Below are 3,758 nucleotides of genomic sequence, written 5' to 3' on the forward strand. Positions count from 1 at the left end.
CTAAAAACCGTAGACGCTTCGGCAAATCCCTATCTGGCGCTGGGCGCGGTCATCGCTGCGGGGCTGGATGGCCTTCAGCAGCGGCGAGAACCCGGAGACCCCATCGCCGTAGACCCTGCCACGCTGATCGAGGCAGAACGGCAGACTCGCCAGATCGATCGGCTGCCCGCCAACCTGGGAGCGGCGATCGCCCACCTCAGCCAGTCCACCGTGCTGCTCAATGCGCTGGGTTCTGACCTGGCGCGAGCGTTTTTAGCAGTGCGCCGGGCCGAGTGGAGCGCTCTGGGCAATCTGGAACTGGAAGAAGAGGTGCAGCTGCTGCTGGAGCGATATTAACCAGGAATGGTATATTACCGAATGATATCGGGGTGATATCACTTGGCGATTGACTGGGCTGCTGCGGCTGGGTCTGGCTAGAGCATGATCACATCGTTTAGAGACACCGTTAGGTGACACCGTTGAGAACTGTCAAATCCCCCGAAAACGCTCCTTAAAACCCACCTTTGGGCCGTGTCGTGAGAACCGAAATGCACACCACCAGGAATGCTATTGTGGCAAGTAATCAAGCTTAAATTTTCTTTAAGCGCAAGTATTTTGCAGGCTTTTGCAGACTATTTGCCGAGCCATCTCAAACCCGTGAGCGATCGCCCTTTTTCTCTGCCCCAGCCGCATGGCTTCCCGAATCCGTTAACCCCGGCAGCCCATGCTTTGACAGAGGATGGCGTGCCGGAAGAGCCTGGTGGACTGCCTTCTCACCCCTCCGGTAAAAGTTCTCTAAGGAGCCATGAACTGAAACTCCAGCAATTGCTCGACGCTCTTCCTGTTTGCATTTCCTGCGTCGATGCCAATCAGCGCTACCGCTTTATGAACCGCACCTACGAAGTGTGGATGGAGCGGCGGCGGGAAGACCTCTACGGCAAATCTGTGCGGGAAGTCATTGGGGAGGCGGCCTACCAGCTTGCGGCTCCCTTTATCGAACAGGCACTATCCGGCAAATCAGTTCACTATGAAGCAGAGTTGCCCTACGCAATTGGGAAACCGCGCCCAGTGTCGGTGCTGCTTGTGCCCGACTGGGACGATACCCAGCAGGTGCGCGGCTATTACGCGCTGGTGACCGATATCAGCGATCGCAAAGCCCTAGAACACACCTCAAAGCAAACCGTCCTACAACTTCAGGAAGTATTGAACCGCGCCTGTGCAGCCGTGACCAGCTTTCGGCTTTATGCCGACCTCAGTTGGGACTACGACTATCGCTCTCCCGGAACCGAGGCGCTGTTTGGCTATAGCGCGGAAGAACTGATGGCCGATCAACAGTTGTGGATGTCTCGCCTGCTGCCAGACGATCGGCAGATGATTCTAACGCTTAATCAAACCCAGCTTTTGCAAGGAGAGCCTGTTACCTATGAGTATCGGTTTTTCCACAAAGACGGCTCCCTCCGCTGGTTCTCAAGTGCAGCATCCAGCTTTTATAGCCCCCATGACCACTGCTGGCGCGTCACGGCGGTAGAGATCGACATCAGCCACCGCAAGCAGACCGAAGAGGCACTCCGGCAGAGTCAAACGCGGTTGAAAACGGCCCAGGCCGTTGCCCGAATTGGCAACTGGGAATTTGATCTGGAAACGAGGCGGATTACCTGGTCGGACCAGATGTATGAGATTCACGGATTGGAGCGGACGCAGGGCGAACCCAGCTATCCAGAACTGCTGCAAAAATTTGTGCCAGAGGATCGGATGCGGCTGGATGCGGCAGTGTCAAATGCGATCGCCCTTGGCCAGCCCTACGTACTCGATCTGCGCCTGAGTCAGCCCAACGGCTCGATCGCCTATCTAGAATCGCGGGGTCAGGCCGAGATCGATGCGTCAGGGCGCGTCGTCAAGCTCTATGGCACAACGCAAGACATTACGGAGCGCAAGCAGCTAGAGCTAGAACTCAAGCAGCGATCGCAGCGCGAGCAAATGCTGAATCAGGTGATCCAGGCAATCCGTCGATCTCTGGATTTACCCACGATTTTTGAAACCGCCGTGCGAGAAACAGCTGCTCTGCTGCACCTCAGCCGCGTGTCGATTGTAAAATACCTCGTACATGAGATGTGCTGGCTGCTCCAGGCAGAATATGTGCCGCCGGGGTCGCCAGCCCGCCATCGACCCGGAATCCGCATTCCCCACCAAGGCAACCCCTTAGCAGCGCAACTGGCGCAGGGCCAGCTCGTGCGGTTGGATGACAATCGACAGGCTAGCGGAGACTTCAACCAAACGCTGGCACTAGAGATGCCCGCACGATGGATGCTTGTGCCGCTGAAGATTGGGGAAGCTGTGTGGGGCAGCCTTAGCCTGACGCGAGAACTGTCGCTCGACCCGTGGCAGGATTGGGAAGCAGAGGTGGCGCAGGCGGTGGCAGATCAATTGGCGATCGCCATCCAGCAGTCCGAACTGTTTCATCAAGTCCGGCTGCTCAACACCACCCTGGAAACGCAAGTGCAGCGGCGCACCACCCAGTTGCAGCAGGCGATTGACCTGGAGGCAAGGCTGAAGCGGATTACCGACAAGGTGCGCGATAGCCTAGACGAACACCAGATCCTGCAAACGGCCGTAACCGAGTTGGGCATGGGGCTGGGGGTAGAGCGCTGTCAGGCTGGGATGTATGACCTGACGACGCAAACGCTGACCATCTGCTATGAATATCGCAGCCGTGCCCAGATGGCTTCTAGCCAGGGACTCGTGGTTCCCCTGATCGATCTCCCAGAGGTGCATCGAGCCGTTTTAGCGGGGCAGTTTGTGCAGGTATGTTGCCAAACGCTGCCCGGCCTCAGCGCCACGGGCGAATCCCCGCCTTCTGAGCCTGCCCATCGTGAGCGGCCCCATCGTGAGGCCAACGCTGCCGATGTCGACGGGGCAACCCATCTGACCGAGCAGCCGGTGACGCTGCTGGTCTGCCCCATTCTGCACGACCAGCAAGTCTTGGGCAGTTTGTGGCTATTCAAGCCCGGCCAGGAAGCCTTTCGAGAACTGGAGACGCGGCTGGTGCAGCAGGTGGCCAATCAATGCGCGATCGCCCTGCGCCAGTCGCGGCTGTATCAAAGCGCCCAGCGCCAGGTTGATGAGTTGGCCCGGCTCAACCATTTGAAAGACGACTTTCTGAACACAGTGTCTCACGAACTGCGATCGCCCATGTCCAGCATCAAAATGTCCGCAGAAATGCTGGAGATTTTGCTTCAGCGCAAGGGCGTATTCGACGACCCGCAAATCAGTCAGTATTTCAAAATTCTGCAAAGCGAGTGCGATCGTGAAACGAGGCTGATCAACGACCTGCTCGACCTGTCGCGCCTTACTGCCAACACCGAGCCACTGCTGCTCACGACTTTGGAGCTAAGGTCTTGGATCTTGCATGTTGCCGAACCCTTCGTCAGCCGCGCCCGCAGCCAGCAGCAAAACCTGCACTTTCACCTGCCTACCGAGCCACTGATCGTCACCACCGATTTTTCCTATTTGGAGCAAATCTTCACAGAACTGCTTCAAAATGCCTGCAAGTACACGCCCAGCAACGAGACGATCTGCGTCTCCGCCTGCCTAGAAGATTTAGAACTAGAAGCTCTAGAAAATAGCGAAACGGAGAGCGCCCAGCTTCCCCACCCTGCGTCTCCCCACTACGCCATCCACATCACCAACACGGGCATCACGATCCCCGAACCGGAGCGCGATCGCATCTTTGAAAAGTTCTATCGCATTCCCAACAGCGACCCGTGGAAGTATGGCGGCAC

At 57.3% G+C, this 3,758-nt stretch carries 1 protein-coding gene and 1 pseudogene; both read left to right on the plus strand.

Annotation, left to right across the window (positions count from 1 at the left end; genetic code table 11):
- A pseudogene (locus IGS51_RS07525) lies at positions 1-336 on the plus strand (glutamine synthetase); the annotation flags it as partial.
- 258 nt (positions 337-594) lie between these two features.
- Positions 595-3,758: PAS domain S-box protein (locus IGS51_RS07530; protein WP_297077674.1), on the plus strand; the 3,164-nt coding region annotated here is incomplete at its 3' end.

The organism is Thermoleptolyngbya sp. M55_K2018_002 (assembly GCF_015295965.1).
Classification (GTDB): Bacteria; Cyanobacteriota; Cyanobacteriia; order Elainellales; family Elainellaceae; genus Thermoleptolyngbya; species Thermoleptolyngbya sichuanensis.